The organism is Stenotrophomonas sp. Steno-C15 (assembly GCF_056393265.1).
Genome location: NZ_JBWJPF010000026.1, coordinates 33,688 through 50,952, shown reverse-complemented (window position 1 = coordinate 50,952; position 17,265 = coordinate 33,688). Strand labels below are relative to the sequence as shown.

Genomic DNA, 17,265 nt, shown 5'->3' with positions numbered 1-17,265 from the left:
GCTTCACTCTTCGGCGAACGCGCCGCGCAGCAGGCCGGCGAAGTTGCGGATCAGCGGCGTCACCCCCTCACGGCGCCATGCCAGCTGCACCTCCGAGTGCGCGCCGGCATCGGCCAGCGCGACAAAGCGCGCGCCTTCCACCCGGATGTGGTCGCACGAGGACGGCAGGATCGCCGCACCCAGGCCAGCCGCCGCCAGGCTGATCAGCGTGGACGCCTCACCGGCTTCCTGCACGATGCGTGGAGTGAATCCGGCAGCCGCGCACAGCGCGATCATGTGGTCATGGATGCCGGCGCCGGCACTGCGTCGAAAGGCCACGAACGGTTCCTGCGCGAACGCACGCAGCGACAGCGTGCCCTGTTCCGGGAGCCGGCGCAGGGCAGGGTGGTCGGCATGCACGATCAACGCCAGCGGATCGACGAACAGGCTGTGCGCAACCAGTTCCGGCGGCAGCGCGCGCTTGCGGATGATGCCCACGTCCAGTGAACCGTCGAGCAGGGCGTCGATCTGCTGCAGCGTGTTCATCTCGCTCAGCTGCAGCCGCACCTGCGGATACTGCTGGCGGTAGCGCAGGATCGAGCGCGGAATCTGCGGCGACAGCGGTGTGGCCCGGGTCAGCCCGATATGCAGCTCACCCTGCTCGCCGCGCTGTGCGCGCTGCACCTCGTCCACTGCCGTCTCCACCTGCTGCACGATGGCCCGCGCGCGCTCCTGCAGCAGTTCACCGGCAGGCGTCAGCTGCACGCGGCGATGGCTGCGCACGAACAGGCGCGCCCCGATCAGGTCCTCCAGCTGGCGGATCTGCTGGCTGAGCGGCGGCTGCGACATGCCCAGCCGCTCGGCCGCCTGGCCGAAGTGCAGGGTCTCGGCAACGGCAAGGAAATAGCGCAGGTGGCGCAGTTCGATGGACATGCGCCCAGTCTATTCATCGCCAGCCGGAAATGAATCAGAGGTTGGATCCGACCCCGTGCCGACCAACGGTCGGCACCCGCCAACAGCAGCTGGCACTAAACAGCAGAGGGAAACTGTCGAAGGCGGGGTGTGTCCGGTTGCGGGGGTGTGAGCGGCATGGATGCCGCGACCAAGCCCCCATGGACGGGTTTACGGCGCCCCCCGCAACCGGACCCATCCCGCCGTCCCACACATGGCCAGCTGTTGCCGTTGCTTCGGCTTGAGGCTTCGGCAGATGCAGGGCGGCAGCCCTGCAAACCAGAACCCCCTCACCGCTCGGAATGCCCGCTCTGGTCGTAATCGCGCGGGCTGAACAGTTCCGGCTGGATCAGCTCGATGAACGCTCGTGCCTGCGCCGACAACGCCTTGCCGCGGCGCACGATCACGCCATAGCTGCGCTCCGGGAACCAGCGCTTCATCGACCGCGCCGCCAGCCGCTCGTGGTCGGCCTCGTTCAGGCACAGCGCCGGCACGATGGAAATACCCATGCCCATCGCCACGTACTGCTTGATTACTTCCCAGCCGCCCACCTCGAGGGCGACGGTGTACGCGATGCGATGGCGCTGGAACACCTGGTCGACCAGACGGTAGGTGATCTGCCGCTTCGGCGGCAGCACCAGCGGATAGCGGGCGATGTCGGCCAGCTCCAGCTCCGCGCCCCGGGCCAGCGGATGGTCATGCGGGGCGATCAGCACCTGCTCGAAACGATAGGCCGGGGCGTAGCTGAGGTCGGCGGGCACGTCGGTCATCGAGCCGATGGCCAGGTCAGCGGCGTCCTCGCGCAGCAGGTCGGTGCCGTCCGCGCTGATCGCGTTGTGCAGGGTCAGGCGCACGTCCGGGTGATGCATGCGGAAGCGCTCGACGATCTTCGGCAGCAGGTACAGGATGGTCGAACTGTTGGCCGCGATGTTCAGTTCGCCCGCATCCAGCCCGCGCACCTTGTCGCGGAAGCGCGCCTCCAGCCCGTCCAGGCTCTCCACCAGCGGTTGCGCCATTTCGTACAGCAGCTGGCCCTCGCGGCTGGGCACCAGGCGGCGGCCGCTGCGCTCGAACAGCGGTACGCCCAGCTCCCGCTCCAGCGCCTGCAATTGCAGGCTGATGGCCGGCTGGCTGACGAAAAGCGCCTCAGCCGCCCGTGAGACTGAACCCAGACGCACGGTCTGGCAGAACGCACGCAAGGGCTTCAGGCGGTCGGATTTGTAGGAAAAACGAGGACTTGGCGAGCTGCGCGTGGTCATGGCGTAACGAGTATTAGCACAATTTATGTAAAGCATTGCAAAAACTGTTTTGCCAAATACTGAGCGCCAGCGGCACGGTGGAGACGTTCCCCACTGCTGGAGTCGTCCCATGTCCGCCGTCGCTTCCGCTGTTCCCTCCCCCGCCGCAAAGGCCACGCCCGGCATCGCCCTGGCGACCCGGGTGGCCGGCCAGGACACCCTGCTGCCGGCGCCGCTGCTGGCCCTGCTGGTGTCGCTGCACCGGGCGGTGGAGCCGGGCCGGCAGGCGCGGCTGCAGGCTCGCCGTGAGCGCCAGGCGTTCTTCGACCGCGGCGGCCTGCCGGACTTCCGTGAGGACACCGCCGCGATCCGCAGCGGCGACTGGACCGTCGCGCCGCTGCCGGCCGCGCTGCAGGACCGCCGCGTCGAGATCACCGGCCCGACCGATCCGAAGATGGTCATCAACGCGCTGAACTCCGGCGCCAAGGTGTTCATGGCCGACTTCGAGGATTCGACCTCGCCGACCTGGCGCAACCTGCTGGCCGGGCAGCAGTCGCTGGCCGCTGCGGTGCGTGGTGACCTGGAGTACACCGCGGCCAACGGCAAGCACTACACCCTGCGCCCGTACGACGAGCAGGCCGTGCTGATCGTGCGCCCGCGTGGCTGGCATCTGGACGAGAAGCACGTCCGCATCGATGGCCAGTTCCTGGCCGGTGGGCTGTTCGACGCGGCGGTGTTCGCCTTCCACAACGCCCGCACGCTGCAGCGCAAGGATCGTGGCCCGTACTTCTACCTGCCCAAGCTGCAGAGCATGGAAGAGGCGGCTCTGTGGGAGACCGCGCTGTCGCACATCGAAGGCATGCTGGGCCTGCCGCACGGGCAGATCAAGGTGACCGTGCTGATCGAAACGCTGCCGGCGGTGTTCGAGATGGACGAGATCCTGCACGCGCTGCGCGACCGCATCGTCGGCCTGAACTGCGGGCGCTGGGACTACATCTTCTCTTACCTGAAGACCTTCCGCCGCCACGCCGACCGCGTGCTGCCCGAGCGCGGCCAGGTGACCATGACCCAGCCGTTCCTGAAGGCGTATTCGGAACTGCTGATCCAGACGTGCCACCGCCGGGGGGCACATGCGATGGGCGGCATGGCGGCGCAGATTCCGATCAACAACGACGCCGCTGCCAACGAGCAGGCGATGGCGCGTGTGCGTGCCGACAAGCTGCGCGAGGTGAGTGCAGGCCATGACGGCACCTGGGTCGCGCATCCGGCGCTGATTCCGGTGGCGATGGCGATCTTCGACGAGCACATGCCTGCGCCCAACCAGCACCACGTCCTGCGTCAGGACGTGCGCGTGGGCCGCGACGAACTGATCGCGCGTCCGCCGGGCACCATCACCCGCGCCGGCTTCGAGGGCAATGTCGAAGTCTGCGTGCGCTACCTGGCCGCGTGGCTGGACGGCAACGGCTGCGTGCCCATCCATCACCTGATGGAAGACGCGGCCACCGCCGAGATCAGCCGCAGCCAGTTGTGGCAGTGGCTGCATACCCCGGGCCAGCAGCTGGACGACGGCACTGCCATCGACCTGGCACTGCTCGACACCACCCTGGCGCAGCTGCCCGCGCGCCTGGGTGATACCACGGCGCTGCCCGGCGGCGCGCGCATCGGCGAAGCCATCGCCCTGCTTGGCGAACTGAGCCGCAACGATGAACTGACCGACTTCCTGACCCTGCCGGCCTACGCGCGCATCGACTGATCCCCGCGCCCGTTTCCACGCCGCTTCCCTTCCCGCTGCACGCACCACTGAACTGGAGATAGACATGAGCACCCTGCCCACTGCCGAACAGATCCAGCACGACTGGGATACCAACCCGCGCTGGGAAGGCATCCAGCGCAACTACAGCGCCGCCGACGTGGTGCGCCTGCGCGGCACTGTCCATATCGAGCATTCGCTGGCCCGGCTGGGCGCGGAGAAGCTGTGGAAATCGCTGCACGAGCGCGAGTTCGTCAACGCGCTGGGCGCACTGACCGGCAACCAGGCCATGCAGCAGGTCAAGGCCGGCCTGAAGGCGATCTACCTGTCCGGCTGGCAGGTGGCGGCCGATGCCAACCTGGCCGGGCAGATGTATCCGGACCAGTCGCTGTATCCGGCCGATTCTGTGCCTGCGGTGGTCAAGCGCATCAACAACACGCTGCTGCGCGCCGACCAGCTGCATCACGCTGAAGGCAAGGACGACATCGATTTCCTGCAGCCGATCGTAGCCGATGCCGAGGCCGGCTTCGGTGGCGTGCTCAATGCGTTCGAACTGATGAAGGCGATGATCGAAGCCGGCGCCGCGGGCGTGCATTTCGAGGACCAGCTGGCATCGGTGAAGAAGTGCGGCCACATGGGCGGCAAGGTGCTGGTGCCGACCCGCGAGGCCATCGAGAAGCTCAACGCGGCGCGGCTGGCGGCCGATGTGCTGGGTGTGCCGACCCTGCTGGTGGCGCGCACCGACGCCGAAGCGGCCGACCTGCTGACCAGTGACATCGACGGCAACGATAAGCCGTTCACCACCGGCGAGCGCACCGTCGAAGGCTTCTACAAGACCCGCAACGGCCTGGAACAGGCCATCAGCCGCGGCCTGGCCTATGCACCGTATGCCGATCTGGTGTGGTGCGAGACCGGCAAGCCGGACCTGGAGTTCGCGCGCAGGTTCGCCGAAGCCATTCATGCGAAGTTCCCCGGCAAGCTGCTGGCCTACAACTGCTCGCCGAGCTTCAACTGGAAGAAGAACCTGGACGACGCCACCATCGCCAAGTTCCAGAAGGAGCTGGGCAGCTATGGCTACAAGTTCCAGTTCATCACTCTGGCCGGCTTCCACGCGCTGAACTACGGCATGTTCAACCTGGCACACGGTTACGCGCGCCGGCAGATGAGCGCCTTCGTCGAGCTGCAGGAGGCGGAGTTCGAAGCGGCCGAACGCGGCTTCACCGCGGTCAAGCACCAGCGCGAGGTCGGCACCGGTTACTTCGACGCGGTCACCCAGGCGATCCAGCAGGGACAGTCCTCCACCACCGCGCTGACCGGTTCGACCGAAGAAGAGCAGTTCCACAGCGAACGCGCGGCCTGATCCAACGGTGGCCGTGCGATCGGCTGCCGACACCGCTCAGGGTGGCCAGGGAAGGGCCAGACAACGCCGGCCGGTCGGGGGACCTGCCGGCGTTGTTGTATCCCCTCGGCCCGGTCCCGCATGGCATCCGCGTCAATCGGGCGCACGCCTCGCCATGAAACTTGGCCCAAACCCTGTGAAGACGGGCATCAGCTTGATCCGGCAGGAATTTTTACGGACAGTCGTGCTCCCAAGGTGCAGCCCCCGGTCTCCACGCACCTACCGGCTGTCGATTCGTAAAAATGAGATAGGGCGCACACTTTAAAGCGGTGCTATGCTCCGCGGCTCACCAGGGGACGCTGGCGGCGGGTGCAGGGAATGACCGGCAGGGGTGCGGCCGAGAACACTGATGCAACGACCGGTATCGCCCATGTGGCGATGGCCGAGATCGTGCATGCGCTGCTGTCCGATGCCGAGGTCGCATTGTTCGCCAGATTCGGCCGGCCGCGCCGGCTCGAAGCCGGGCAGTGGCTGTTCCAGCGCGGCCATCGTGGCGAGCGCATGTACGTGATCCTGGAAGGCCGGATCGAACTGGATTTCGGCGAGGATCTGGTGATCAAGGTCCTCGGCCACCAGGAGTTCTTCGGCGAGCTGGGCCTGCTGGTCGGCGATCACCTGCGCAGTGCCGGTGCACGTGCGCTGGTCGATTGCCAGGTGCTGGAACTGGGGCCGGCCGATTTCCAGCGCCTGGTCGATGCCGATCCAGGGCTGGTGGCCTACTTCCTGCGCCGTACGATCATGCGCGTGCTGACCAACGAGCAGGCCCTGATCAGCCAGCTTCGGCGCCGCAACCACGATCTGGAAACGGCGCTCGACAATCTGTACATCACCACCCACCAGCTCACGCACACCCGCGAGCTGGTGCGTACCGACGAGCTGACCGGGCTGCACAACCGCCGCGGGCTGACCCTGTACCTGCAGGAGTGCCGGGCCGATGGGCGGGGCGCACCGCAGGGCCTGCTGCTGATCGACTGTGATCGCTTCAAGCAGATCAACGACCGGCACGGCCACCAGGCCGGCGACCGGGTGCTGCAGAGCATGGGCAACATCCTGCGCTCGATGGCCGGCGAGCACGACCTGGCCTGCCGCCTGGGCGGCGATGAGTTCTGCCTCATCCTGCGGCGCGGCACCCACGAAATCGTGCAGCATGCCGCCGAGTTCATCCTCAGCGCGGTGCATGGCCTGCTCGAACGCAGCCATGGCACGCCCCATGTGAGCCTGGTGAGCATCGGCGCCAGCCTGCTGGCGCCGGATGCGGACTGGAGCGAGTGGTATGCGCGCGCGGACCGCGCGCTGTACCAGGCCAAGCGCGATGGCGGCAACTGCCTGCGCTGGGTGGACGTGCCGGACGGGCACTAGAGCGGAGACACCGGTGATGAAGGGCGACAAAGGAACGTCGGCGCCACACAACCAGCAGCTGCGCGCGCTGCTGTTCACCGACCTGTGCGATTCGCTGCAGCTGGTTGAGCGGATCGGTGATGTGGCGGCGGCCGAGCTGTTCCAGCAGCATGACCGTCTGGTGCTGGGTCTGCAGCAGCGCTGGAACGGGCAGCTGATCGACCGTTCCGACGGCCTGTTCGTACTGTTCGAGCGCACCATCGATGGCGTCGGTTTTGCCCTGGCCTACCAGACTGCGGTGGAGGCGCTGGGGCGTGAGCGCGGCATCGTGCTGCGCGCGCGTGCGGGCCTGCATGTCGGCGACGTGCTGTTGTGGAACAACAGTGCCGAAGCAATGGCCCATGGCGCCAAGCCGGTGGAGGTGGAGGGCCTGGCCAAGCCGATGGCGGCGCGGCTGATGCAGCTGGCCTGGCCGGGCCAGGTGTTGCTGTCGGCCACCGCCGAGCACATGGCACGGCGCGCTACCTCCACGCTGCCCTGGGCCAGCGAGGCGCTGCGCTGGAAGCACCATGGGCGCTGGCGCTTCAAGGGCATCACCGAGCGCCAGGATGTGTTCGAGATCGGCCTGCGTGGCAGTGCGCCGCTGCGTCGACCGCGCTCGGGCGAGAAGGCATGGCGCGATCTACCCTTGTGGCGGCGTCCCGCGGCTGTGGTCACCGAGGCCGCGCTGGCGGTGACGCTGGGCGTGCTGCTGTGGATGCTGCTGCGCCCGGCGCCGGCCATCGCCTTCGCCGAACGGGACTGGGTGATCCTGGCCGCGGTGCAGAACACCACCGCCTATCCGCAGCTGGACAGCAGCCTGGAGCAGGCGCTGTACATCAGCCTGGGTCAGTCACGCTTCGTCAACATCCTCAGCGAGTTGAAGGTGCGCGACACCCTGCAGCTGATGCAGCGCTCGCCACAGGCACGGCTGGACCGAGGCCTGGCCATCGAGGTGGCCCTGCGCGACGGCGCGCGCGCGGTGCTGGTACCGAGCGTGCTCGAGCTCAACGGCAAGGTGCGGGTCAGTGTCGAAGTGGTCGATCCGCGCAGCGGGCAGACCGTGTATACGCGCTACGCCGATGGTCGAGGCCTGGAATCGATCCTGACCTCCACCGACCACGTGGTGGCGGCGCTGCGCGCCGACCTGGGCGAAGCGTTGCGTGATGTCGGTCGCGATCAGCGACCGCTGCCCACCGTGGCGACGGCCAATCTCGATGCCCTGCATGCCTACGCCAAGGGCGTCGATGCCACGGCGGCCGCCCGCTACGACGACGCACTGATGTTCTACGAGCAGGCCACCCGGCTCGATCCCGCATTCGCCTTTGCCTATGTGGGGCAGATGACCATCCAGCACGCCAAGGGCAACCTGGAGCAGGCCGCTGCGCTGTACCGCAAGGCGGTCAGCCAGCGTGCCCACCTGACCGCACGCGACCAGCTGTACCTGGACGCGTGGGCAGCGGATTTCGCAGGCGCACCGCCCATGCGCATCGCCGACAAGTGGCGCCTGCTGACCGAGCTGTACCCGGACGACCCGGCCGGTTGGATGAACTACGCCAAGATCCTGTACACCCAGGGCGACTATGACGGTGCCCTGGCCGCAACGCAGCCGCTGCTGGCCCGCCAGCATTCACGGCGTGCGCTGGTGCTGGTGTTCGTGGCGCGGGTGCAGCTGGCCCGTGGCGAAGTCGCCGCAGCCGAAGCGGCGCTGCGTGGCGCACGCCTTCATCCGGGCTGGAATGGCGATGGCATGGAGCCGGTGATCGCCGCGCTGGCCGGTGATTTCGAGGCCGCCAATGCCGGCTTTGCGGCGATGCCCGTATCGGGACCGGGGACGCGCATGCTGCGCGCGGCGGTACTGGCCATGCAGGAGCGCGCGCACGAGGCAGCCACCGACATGCGGCAGGTGGCTGCCCAGTGCACGACGGTTGGTGGGCTGTGCGACATCTACGCGCTGCAGGCACTGGCCTGGCGCGAACAGGAAGGCGACCACGTGACGGCGCAGGAATACCTGCGTGTGCTGGACCGGGCGCTGGCCGCGGTCGACCGCCGCCATCCTGCACCAGCGCGCCGCAATGCATTCATCGCCCTGGCGGCGGCCTATCATGCCGCGCGCGCAGGCCACGCATCGGTGGTGATGCAGCGCAGGGACCCGCTGCAGGCCCTGCCCGAGCGCGACGCGGATCCGCGTCTGCGCGAGCTCTGGAACCTGCTGCGTGCCCGCATGGCCTTCGACCAGGGTAACCTGGACCAGGCGCAGGACCTGCTGGCGCAGCAGCCGTCGGCGAACCTGTTCCAGTGGCGGGTGCTGCAGCTGGATCTGGTGACCGCGCGCGGCGACCAGGCCGCGGTCGCACGGCAGGCGGCGTGGCTGCAGCGCCACGCCGGCCTGGCATTTGCTGAAGACACCGGTGACTACGCTCTGTTGCCGCTGAACGCGATGGATGTGCAGCGGCTGGCGGCAGGCCGCGCCGCCGCAGTGATGCCTGACAAGGGCACGGTGGCCGCGCCCTGAGGCCGGTCTATCGATCCAGGCCGGGCAGGCCATCCTCGAACAGGAACGGCACGGTGAACGAGGCACGCGCGTCCAGCAGCTCCCGCAGGCGCGGAGCGGCCTTGGCGAACTCGGCCTTGCTGCCCAGCGTGGCCAGCGGCGTATGGCAGGCGCGCACGCAGTCTTCATCGGCGCCCAGATCGAGCAGTGCCTGGCCCGGATCAGCGGCGAAAGCCTTGCGGAAGTCATCGTCGCTGGACAGGCGTTCCAGCAGCTGCTGGACGACGTGGGTGGGAAGCGGTGAAGAAGACATGGCGTGCAACCGACGGGCTGGGAAAATGGAAGTATCGGCGGCGATCGTGCGAAGTTGATGGCAGGCACGTGCATCGCGCTATGATCGGCGCCCCCGCAGGCCTTTCGATTGCACGCCGATGAGATTCCGCCGTTGCCGGACACTGTTCGTCGAGCCGGTCGAACGCCCGGCCTTTGCATTGGCCGACCTGATGGCCGGCGGCACCGGGGTGACCTTCGAGCAGCGGCTGCAGGTGCGTACCGCCCACCTGCCTTCGGCATGCGAGATCGATGCAGACAGCTGCGCCTGGCTGTTGGCCTGCAGCGCCGAGCATTGGCAGCCGATGCCGGAGGATGCGGCCTGCCGCCGCCGCGTACTGGCGCTGCTGCAGCAGGGACTGCTGGTCAGCGACGATCCGGCCCATGCCGAGGCCTGTGCGGCCGAGCAGCGCGTGCGCGACAGCCACTGGTGGCCGCTGTCGGCGCTGCACTACCAGCAATCCTGCTGGGATGGCGTGGACAGCAGCGCGGACATGCAGCGTCAGCAGCTGGTGACCGCGCGCGACCTGGTCCGCAGCTTCGGCAATCCGCCGCCGGAGGCGCCGCCACGCCAGCCCGGCGCGCTTGCGCTGCCCCGCTGCGATGATGATCCGATGCAGGAACTGCTGCAGGCGCGTGCCACCTGCCGGAACTTCGACGCGACCCGCCCGCTGCCGCTGCCGTTGCTGGCACGGCTGCTGCAGCAGGTGCTGATGGCGCAGGGACAGGTGGAAACCGATCCGGACGTGCGGTTCCTGAAGAAGAACGTGCCCTCGGCCGGCAGCCTGCATCCGCTGGAAGCCTATCTGATGGTGCGCGACGTGCAGGGCCTGGCGCCGGGGCTCTACCATTACCACGCAGTCGCGCATGAACTGGCCCCGCTGCCGGTGCAGCCCGACGATCCCGCAGGGTTCCGCCTGCGCCTTCTGGCGGGCCAGCACTGGTTCGCCGATGCCCACGTGCTGCTGGTACTGGTGTGCCGCTTCGAGCGCACCTTCTGGAAGTACCGCAACCACGCCAAGGCCTACCGTGCGGTCATGCTCGACGCCGGGCACATCTCGCAGGCGTTCTACAGCGCGGCCACCGCACAGGGCCTGGGCGCGTTCGTCACGGCGGCCATCAACGAGGCCGAGGCCGCGCGCGCGCTTGCCCTGCAGCCGATGGCGGAAGGCGCGCTGGCGGTATGCGGCTTCGGCTGGCGCGCGGCAACGATGCAGACCTCGGAGATGGACCCGGCGGGCCGTGTCTGGCCCGCCAGGATCACGCCGTAGCGTGGCTCAGGTCGCTTCGAAGTCGACCAGCACCGCGCCGTCCCCGACCTGGTCGCCGGCCTTCGCCCGGTAACCCTTCACTGTGCCGTCGGCCGGTGCCTGCAGGGTGTGCTCCATCTTCATCGCCTCGAGTACCACCAGCGGCGTGCCGCGCTTGACCTGGGCACCGGCCTCGACCAGCGTGGCCACGATCCTGCCGGGCATCGGCGCCAGCAGGCTGCCTGCATCGGCCACCGCATGCTCCGACTCGCCGACCGGGTCGTGCAGGGTGAAGCGGTGCTGGCCATCGGCGCCGAACAGATACAGCTGGTCACCCTCGCGCAGCAGCTGCAGTGACCAGCGACGGCCGTCCAGCTGCACCGTCAGGTGCTGGCTGTCGAGGCGACCGAGCACCGACTGCGGGGCCGCATCATCACATTGCACACGCCAGCCATCGGCCTGTGCCCACACCTTCAGCACGTGCCGGCGCTCTCCCTGCTGCAGCGGCAGCACGCGGGGCGCGGGCGCACCCAGGCGCCAGCCATCCTGTGCGCGCCAAGGCGAATGGGGGTCGCGCGGGTCGCTGCCGGCGTCGGCCGTGCTGGCAACCGCGGCGACCGCGGCCAACTGCCACAGTGCATCGTCGCTGTCACCGACGGCACTCAGGGCGGCCTGCTCGCGTTCGATCAGTGCGGTATCCAGCCGGGCGTGCGCGAATGAATCGGTGTGGACCAGCCGGCGCAGGAAACCGGCATTGGTGGTCACGCCCACCACCTGGCAGTCAGCCAGCGCCTGGCTCATGCGGCGCAATGCGCTGTCGCGGTCCACATCCCAGACGATCAGCTTGGCGATCATCGGGTCGTAATACGGCGTGATGGCGTCGCCTTCCTCCACGCCGGTATCCACGCGCACGTTGGCCGAAGCAGCCGGCAGGCGCAGGCGGCGCAGGGTACCGGTGGACGGCAGGAAGCCGCGGTCGGCATCTTCGGCGTACAGCCGTGCTTCGATCGCGTGGCCGTGGATGGCCAGCTGGTCCTGGCGCAGCGGCAGTGGCTGGCCACAGGCCACGCGGAGCTGCCATTCCACCAGGTCGGTACCGGTGATGAACTCGGTGACCGGGTGCTCGACCTGCAGCCGGGTGTTCATTTCCATGAAGTAGAAATCACCGTCCGGGCCGGCGATGAACTCCACCGTGCCCGCGCCGACGTAGCCCACGGCGCGTGCAGCGTCGACCGCCGCCTGGCCCATCGCCGCGCGGCGCTCGGCACTCATGCCCGGTGCCGGGGCCTCTTCCAGCACTTTCTGGTGCCGGCGTTGCACCGAGCAGTCACGCTCGAACAGGTAGACCGCATCACCGTGGCTGTCGCCGAACACCTGGATCTCGATATGGCGCGGTCGCTCGACATACTTCTCGACCAGCACGTGGTCGTTGCCGAACGCCGAGGCGGCCTCGCGCTGGCAGCTGGCCAGCGCATCGATGAAGTCCTCGCTGCGTTCGACCTTGCGCATGCCCTTGCCGCCACCGCCGGCGCTGGCCTTGATCAGCACCGGATAGCCGATCGTATCGGCCTGCGCGCGCAGGAAGTCCGGCGCCTGCTGGTCACCGTGATAACCCGGCGTCAGCGGCACGCCGGCTTTGGCCATCAAGGCCTTGGCCGCGCTCTTGTCACCCATCGCGCGGATCGCGCTGGCCGGCGGCCCGATGAAGGTGATGCCGGCGGCGGCACAGGCATCGGCGAAGTCGGCGTTCTCGGACAGGAAGCCGTATCCGGGATGGATCGCCTGCGCGCCGCTGCGGCGTGCGGCGTCGAGCAGGGCCTCGCCGCGCAGATAGCTCTCGCGTGCGGCGGCCGGTCCGATGTGGATGGCCTCGTCGGCCAGGCGCACGTGGCGGGCATTGCGGTCCGCATCGGAATACACCGCCACGGTGGCGATGCCGAGGCGGCGGCACGTGGCGATGACGCGGCAGGCGATTTCGCCACGGTTGGCGATCAGGACTTTGGTGAACATGGCGACAGGCTCGGTCATGGCGCGGGTTACATGCGGAACACGCCGAAGCGCGTCTGCTGCGGGGCGGCGTTGAGGCTGGCCGACAGCGCCAGGGCCAATACCCGGCGGGTATCGGCCGGATCGATCACGCCGTCGTCCCACAGGCGCGCGCTGGCGTAGTACGGGTGGCCCTGCTGCTCGAACTGCTCGCGGATCGGCGCCTTGAACGCGTCCTCTTCCTCGGCGGGCCATTGCCCGCCCTTGGCTTCGATGCCATCGCGACGTACCGTGGCCAGCACGCTGGCGGCCTGTTCGCCACCCATCACGCCGATGCGTGCGTTGGGCCACATCCACAGGAAGTTCGGCGAATAGGCCCGTCCACACATGCCGTAGTTGCCGGCGCCGAACGAGCCGCCGATCACCACGGTGAACTTGGGCACCTTCGCGCAGGCGACCGCCATCACCAGCTTGGCACCGTCCTTGGCGATACCGCCCTGTTCGTACTTGCGCCCGACCATGAAGCCGGTGATGTTCTGCAGGAACAGCAGCGGGATGCCGCGCTGGGTGCACAGCTCGATGAAGTGCGCGCCCTTCAGCGCGGACTCGGAGAACAGGATGCCGTTGTTGGCGATGATGCCGATCGGGTAGCCGTTCAGATGGGCGAAGCCGGTGACCAGGGTGGCGCCATAGCGCGGCTTGAACTCATCGAAGCGCGAGCCATCGACCAGGCGTGCGATCACCTCGCGCACGTCGTAGGGCTTGCGCGTGTCGGCCGGGATCACGCCGTACAGTTCGTGCGCCGGCAGCAACGGTTCCTCCGGCGGCTGCATCGCCATCGCCGGTTCCGGCTTGCGCCAGTTCAGCTGGGCGATGATCGCGCGGACCCGTGCCAGCGCCTGCAGGTCGTTGTCGGCCATGTGGTCGGCCACACCGGAAATGCGCGTGTGCACGTCGGCGCCGCCCAGTTCCTCGGCCGTCACCACTTCACCGGTGGCCGCCTTCACCAGCGGCGGGCCGCCGAGGAAGATGGTGCCCTGCTCGCGCACGATCACCGTTTCATCGCTCATCGCCGGCACGTAGGCGCCACCGGCGGTGCAGCTGCCCATGACGCAGGCGATCTGCGGGATGCCCTGCGCGGACAGGTTGGCCTGGTTGTAGAAGATGCGGCCGAAGTGGTCGCGATCGGGGAACACCTCGTCCTGCAGCGGCAGGAAGGCGCCACCGGAGTCGACCAGATAGATGCACGGCAGGTGGTTCTGCTCGGCGATCTCCTGTGCACGCAGGTGCTTCTTCACCGTCATCGGGTAATAGGTGCCGCCCTTGACCGTGGCATCGTTGGCCACGATCACGCACTCCACGCCGCTGACCCGGCCGATGCCGGCGACCACGCCGGCTGCCGGCACGGCATCGTCATACATGCCATGAGCAGCCAGCGGCGCGATTTCGAGGAATGCGCTGCCGGCATCGAGCAGGGCGTCGATGCGGTCGCGTACCAGCAGCTTGCCGCGCGCGGTGTGCTTGGCGCGTGCCGCCTCGCTGCCGCCCAAGGCAGTGCGGGCGAGGGTGGCGTGCAGATCGTCGACCACGGCCTGCATCGCCGCGCGGTTGCTTTCAAACGTGTCGCTGCCCGGTTGCAGCTGGCTGTTCAGGACGGTCATGGGGTGGCCTTACAGAGTGCGCTGGAACAATTCACGGCCGATCAGCATGCGGCGGATCTCCGACGTGCCCGCACCGATCTCGTACAGCTTGGCGTCGCGCCACAGGCGGCCGGTCGGGTACTCGTTGATGTAGCCGTTGCCACCGAGGATCTGGATCGCCTGCCCGGTCAGCCAGGTGGCCTTCTCGGCGGCGTACAGGATCGCACCGGCCGCGTCCTGGCGGGTGGTACGGCCCTGGTCGCAGGCGCGCGCCACGGCGTACACGTAGGCGCGGCAGGCGCCCAGGCCCACGTACATGTCGGCGATCTTGGCCTGGATCAGCTGGAAGCTGCCGATCGCTTCGCCGAACTGGTGGCGTTCGTGCACGTACGGCATCACCACGTCCATGGCCGCAGCCATCAGCCCCAGCGGGCCGCCGGACAGCACCACGCGCTCGTAGTCCAGGCCGGACATCAGCACGCGCACGCCACCGCCGACGCTGCCGAGCACGTTCTCTTCGGGAATTTCGCAGTCCTGGAACACCAGCTCGCAGGTCGGCGAGGAGCGCATGCCCAGCTTGTCCAGCTTCTGCGCGGTGGAGAAACCCGGCATGCCCTTTTCAACCAGGAAGGCGGTGATGCCCCTGGCGCCGGCGTCCATGTCGGTTTTGGCATAGACCACCAGCACATCGGCGTCCGGGCCGTTGGTGATCCACATCTTGTTGCCGTTGAGGACATAGCGATCGCCACGCTTGTCGGCGCGCAGCTTCATCGATACCACGTCCGAACCGGCGCCGGGTTCGCTCATCGCCAGTGCGCCCACCTTGGCGCCGCTGCACAGGTCGGGCAGGAAGCGCTGCTTCTGCGCCTCGCTGCCGTTCTTGCGCAGCTGGTTCACGCACAGGTTGGAGTGCGCGCCATAGGACAGGCCGATGCCGCCGGAGGCGCGCGAGACCTCTTCCATCGCCACCACGTGGGCCAGGTAGCCCATGCCGGTACCGCCGTATTCTTCCTCGACGGTAAGGCCGAGCAGGCCCTGTTCGCCCAGTTTCGGCCACAGTGCCTGCGGGAACTGGTTGGTCGCATCGGCCTCGGCCGCCAGCGGCGCGATCTCGGCGGCGGCAAAATGGGCCACGCTCTGGCGCAGCAGGTCGATCTCTTCACCGAGATCGAAGTTCAGGGATGGCACGTGCATTACAGCGGCTCCACGGCGGCAAAGTGGGGGATGGACGCACCCAGGGCTTGCCGGCAATGGTTTCCAGGACCGCGCCGGCACGGGCGAGGCCCCAGCGTAACGGGGTTCGGGAAAGAAGTGAACACAAATTCAAAAATTGAAACCAGAATCAAAACATGGCCTACAAACGCTCTGCACTGATGGAAGAACGCCTGGCCGGGGCCCGCGAGCGGATCCTGCTGGCAACCCGTGAACGGGTCGCCACCGGCGGCTGGCGAAACGCCCCGGTGACCGCCGTGGCAACCCAGGCGGGGGTCTCCACCGGCCTGATATACCGTCATTTCCCCTCCAAGGCCGACCTGTTCGTGGAGGTGCTCAACGCGGCGGTGGCCCATGAAGTGGCGATCATGGAACGCATCGCCAGCGGCCCGGAGGCGGCCAGCGAGCGCCTGCGGCTGGCCATCGCCGCCTTCGTGCGTCGCGCCCTGGCGGGTCCGGGGCTGGCCCACGCCTTCATCGTCGAACCGGTCGATCCGGACGTGGAAGCCGAGCGCATGCGCGGCCGCCGTGCCTTCGGTGATGTGTTCCTGCGCCTGGTGGAGGAAGGCGTGGCCGCCGGCGAACTGCCTGCGCAGGATGCGCATGTGGCGGCCGCGTGCCTGGTCGGTGCCTTCACCGAAGCGATGGTCGGCCCGACCGCGCCCAGCCGTGAAGCGCATCGCGACGAGGATGCGCTGGTCGACGCCATCTGCAGCTTCTGCCTGCGTGCCATCGGCGCACCGGTAAATCGGTAGCGCCGGGCCATGCCCGGTGGCTTGTGTTGCTGGGGTCAGATCCCTTTTGCGGCGCAAAAGGGATCTGACCCCAGCCCCCGGCATGTTGCGCCGCACCAGCATTGACGCCTGTTGTCGCGCGCAGGACGCGTTCTATACTCGGCCCATCACGCAGTCGCTCAGCCGTGGTCCAACGACTACCAGCCAGGGGTAACGAAGAGTGCGGAATTACGATCTGGAGTTCCTGAAACGCTTCTCCATGGTGATCGCGCTGTTGATGGCCATCACTCTGGGTCTGATCTTCCTTGCCGCCTTCCTGCACACCCGGATTCCGCCCGAGGTGTCGCCCACTGCGGCCAAACGCACCGAACAGCGCATCGCGCCGACCGGAGCGGTGTACGCCGGCAGTACCGGTGCAGCCGCGCAGGCGGCGGCCAAGGCGGCCGCGCTGGCCAAGGCCGCCTCGCAGGTGGCCTACGGCGGCACCACCGATGGCAAGGTCATCTTCGACAACCTGTGCACCGCCTGCCACACCACCGGGGTGGGCCAGGCGCCGACCCTGGACCGCGCGCACTGGGACCAGCGCATCACGCAGGGCAAGGACACGCTCTACAAGCACGCCATCGAGGGCTACACCGGCCCGGACGGCGGCATCATGCCTCCCAAGGGCGGCAACCCGGCGCTGACCGAGGAACAGATCCACGCCACCGTGGACTGGATGCTGGGCAACCTGAAGTAGGGCCTTTCCGCAGCGCCGGGCCTGCCCTCGGCAGCCTCTGCTCCACCTGCATGGGCGGCTGCCGGGCATGGGCCCGGCGCTGCGATCCCGTCGTCGACGGCCCCCGGGGCTTTGCCCACCTGGGCAGATCGCCGGGCTGCAGTCGGGCGTTCGTATTTCGGGGTTAGTCTGTGCCCCCATTCCGTG

At 68.1% G+C, this 17,265-nt stretch carries 13 protein-coding genes; 7 read left to right on the top strand and 6 right to left on the bottom strand.

Annotation, left to right across the window (positions count from 1 at the left end; genetic code table 11):
- Nucleotides 1–3 precede the first annotated feature (3 nt).
- Complete coding sequence (locus AC06FB_RS16430) at nt 4–912, bottom strand: LysR family transcriptional regulator (protein WP_053520468.1); 909 nt, start codon at nt 910–912, stop codon at nt 4–6.
- A gap of 308 nt (nt 913–1,220) precedes the next feature.
- Nucleotides 1,221–2,189, bottom strand: a complete 969-nt coding sequence (locus AC06FB_RS16425) for a LysR family transcriptional regulator (RefSeq protein ID WP_164151111.1) — start codon at nt 2,187–2,189, stop codon at nt 1,221–1,223.
- Between the two features lie 109 nt (nt 2,190–2,298).
- Between AC06FB_RS16425 and aceB the strand changes: the two genes are divergently transcribed.
- The 4 genes from aceB (at nt 2,299) to AC06FB_RS16405 (ending at nt 9,209) form a co-directional block, all read left to right on the top strand.
- Entirely contained in the window at nt 2,299–3,921 is a 1,623-nt protein-coding gene (gene aceB / locus AC06FB_RS16420) for a malate synthase A (protein WP_053518609.1), read from the top strand.
- Nucleotides 3,922–3,985: 64 nt separating this feature from the next.
- Entirely contained in the window at nt 3,986–5,278 is a 1,293-nt protein-coding gene (gene aceA / locus AC06FB_RS16415) for an isocitrate lyase (protein ID WP_053518608.1), read from the top strand.
- Between the two features lie 357 nt (nt 5,279–5,635).
- On the top strand, nt 5,636–6,676 hold the full coding sequence (locus AC06FB_RS16410) for a GGDEF domain-containing protein (protein WP_478053897.1): 1,041 nt from the start codon (nt 5,636–5,638) through the stop codon (nt 6,674–6,676).
- Nucleotides 6,677–6,692: 16 nt separating this feature from the next.
- On the top strand, nt 6,693–9,209 hold the full coding sequence (locus tag AC06FB_RS16405; protein WP_478053896.1) for a putative peptide modification system cyclase: 2,517 nt from the start codon (nt 6,693–6,695) through the stop codon (nt 9,207–9,209).
- A 7-nt stretch (nt 9,210–9,216) separates the two neighbouring features.
- Here the strand turns inward: AC06FB_RS16405 and AC06FB_RS16400 are convergent, their stop codons facing one another.
- Nucleotides 9,217–9,501: an NHLP-related RiPP peptide gene (locus tag AC06FB_RS16400; protein WP_053518604.1), complete on the bottom strand. Its 285-nt coding sequence runs from the start codon at nt 9,499–9,501 to the stop codon at nt 9,217–9,219.
- A gap of 118 nt (nt 9,502–9,619) precedes the next feature.
- Between AC06FB_RS16400 and AC06FB_RS16395 the strand changes: the two genes are divergently transcribed.
- Nucleotides 9,620–10,789, top strand: a complete 1,170-nt coding sequence (locus AC06FB_RS16395) for a putative peptide maturation dehydrogenase (RefSeq protein ID WP_478053895.1) — start codon at nt 9,620–9,622, stop codon at nt 10,787–10,789.
- Nucleotides 10,790–10,795: 6 nt separating this feature from the next.
- Here AC06FB_RS16395 and AC06FB_RS16390 read toward each other — a convergent pair whose 3' ends face one another.
- From AC06FB_RS16390 to AC06FB_RS16380, 3 genes are read right to left on the bottom strand one after another with little or no spacing between them, the layout of a single operon-like run.
- Complete coding sequence (locus tag AC06FB_RS16390) at nt 10,796–12,778, bottom strand: acetyl/propionyl/methylcrotonyl-CoA carboxylase subunit alpha (protein WP_322523066.1); 1,983 nt, start codon at nt 12,776–12,778, stop codon at nt 10,796–10,798.
- Between the two features lie 26 nt (nt 12,779–12,804).
- On the bottom strand, nt 12,805–14,415 hold the full coding sequence (locus AC06FB_RS16385) for a carboxyl transferase domain-containing protein (protein ID WP_164151115.1): 1,611 nt from the start codon (nt 14,413–14,415) through the stop codon (nt 12,805–12,807).
- A 9-nt stretch (nt 14,416–14,424) separates the two neighbouring features.
- Complete coding sequence (locus AC06FB_RS16380; RefSeq protein ID WP_053518598.1) at nt 14,425–15,588, bottom strand: isovaleryl-CoA dehydrogenase; 1,164 nt, start codon at nt 15,586–15,588, stop codon at nt 14,425–14,427.
- Nucleotides 15,589–15,743: 155 nt separating this feature from the next.
- Here AC06FB_RS16380 and AC06FB_RS16375 point away from each other — a divergent pair, with 155 nt between their 5' ends.
- Together AC06FB_RS16375 and AC06FB_RS16370 are read left to right on the top strand one after the other, a co-directional pair.
- Entirely contained in the window at nt 15,744–16,361 is a 618-nt protein-coding gene (locus tag AC06FB_RS16375; protein ID WP_053518597.1) for a TetR/AcrR family transcriptional regulator, read from the top strand.
- A gap of 199 nt (nt 16,362–16,560) precedes the next feature.
- Complete coding sequence (locus AC06FB_RS16370; RefSeq protein ID WP_053518595.1) at nt 16,561–17,079, top strand: c-type cytochrome; 519 nt, start codon at nt 16,561–16,563, stop codon at nt 17,077–17,079.
- The last annotated feature ends 186 nt before the right edge of the window (nt 17,080–17,265 follow it).

Bases quoted from the DNA above. Each gene is read 5' to 3' on its own strand.
- AC06FB_RS16390 (WP_322523066.1), bottom strand. From the start codon at position 12,778: ATGTTCACCAAAGTCCTGATCGCCAACCGTGGCGAAATCGCCTGCCGC.
- AC06FB_RS16405 (WP_478053896.1), top strand. From the start codon at position 6,693: ATGAAGGGCGACAAAGGAACGTCGGCGCCACACAACCAGCAGCTGCGC.
- AC06FB_RS16430 (WP_053520468.1), bottom strand. From the start codon at position 912: ATGTCCATCGAACTGCGCCACCTGCGCTATTTCCTTGCCGTTGCCGAG.
- AC06FB_RS16375 (WP_053518597.1), top strand. From the start codon at position 15,744: ATGGCCTACAAACGCTCTGCACTGATGGAAGAACGCCTGGCCGGGGCC.
- AC06FB_RS16410 (WP_478053897.1), top strand. From the start codon at position 5,636: ATGACCGGCAGGGGTGCGGCCGAGAACACTGATGCAACGACCGGTATC.
- AC06FB_RS16380 (WP_053518598.1), bottom strand. From the start codon at position 15,588: ATGCACGTGCCATCCCTGAACTTCGATCTCGGTGAAGAGATCGACCTG.
- AC06FB_RS16425 (WP_164151111.1), bottom strand. From the start codon at position 2,189: ATGACCACGCGCAGCTCGCCAAGTCCTCGTTTTTCCTACAAATCCGAC.
- AC06FB_RS16385 (WP_164151115.1), bottom strand. From the start codon at position 14,415: ATGACCGTCCTGAACAGCCAGCTGCAACCGGGCAGCGACACGTTTGAA.
- aceB (WP_053518609.1), top strand. From the start codon at position 2,299: ATGTCCGCCGTCGCTTCCGCTGTTCCCTCCCCCGCCGCAAAGGCCACG.
- AC06FB_RS16400 (WP_053518604.1), bottom strand. From the start codon at position 9,501: ATGTCTTCTTCACCGCTTCCCACCCACGTCGTCCAGCAGCTGCTGGAA.
- aceA (WP_053518608.1), top strand. From the start codon at position 3,986: ATGAGCACCCTGCCCACTGCCGAACAGATCCAGCACGACTGGGATACC.
- AC06FB_RS16395 (WP_478053895.1), top strand. From the start codon at position 9,620: ATGAGATTCCGCCGTTGCCGGACACTGTTCGTCGAGCCGGTCGAACGC.